The sequence below is a fragment of the Microvirga arabica genome, from assembly GCF_016811235.1.
In the GTDB taxonomy this organism is placed as follows: Bacteria; Pseudomonadota; Alphaproteobacteria; order Rhizobiales; family Beijerinckiaceae; genus Microvirga; species Microvirga arabica.
Genome location: NZ_JAFBID010000235.1, coordinates 1 through 582 on the forward strand (window position 1 = coordinate 1; position 582 = coordinate 582).

Here is a 582-nt window from a genome sequence, read left to right on the forward strand (position 1 = left end):
AGGCGCAGGGCCACTTCGGCCTCTGACATACGGTCGGCTTGGAGGCCGAGTTCAAGCGAATCCTTATCCCTCACAATGTTGAGCCAAGTGTTGGTATCTGCGCATTCCTCACGTAAGCCGTCATCCATCTGTATCTACATCCGCGCAGTTGTTGACTGATTACCACGACCGTACAGAATCCTGATCAGCGCAGCTGCATACCGTATTGGCTAAGCTTACTCAGCACTGTTGTCGAAATACGACACGCCCGATGTTTCTAATATCTCGGGCTAGTGTTGACACTTGGTTTATGTCTAGTGCGCATTCTCGATGAGAGGTCTGCAAGAGCCTGGGAATGATTGAGGGGTGCACCATGAGCGAAAAGCAAGGTAGCGAGCGTAGATCGGTGGCCAAGCTCCGTCCCGTCAACACACCGCCCGTCGACGAGAACACAGCTTCGATGATCGACCTCCTGCAAGAGCATCTGCGGCTCGCCCGCGAGGGCAAGCTGCGCTCTCTTGCCGTCGTGTCCGTATCCTCCGATGGGGCGGCTATCGGTACCCAGTGGTCATGCGATCCGAGCGATATGGCATCGCTGATCGG

General features: G+C 55.7%; 1 protein-coding gene. It reads left to right on the forward strand.

Features of this window, described 5'->3' with window-relative positions; translation table 11 throughout:
• Positions 1-352: 352 nt before the first annotated feature.
• Positions 353-582, forward strand: a 230-nt coding sequence (locus JQC81_RS32665) for a hypothetical protein (RefSeq protein ID WP_203275900.1), incomplete at its 3' end; no start/stop codon positions are given.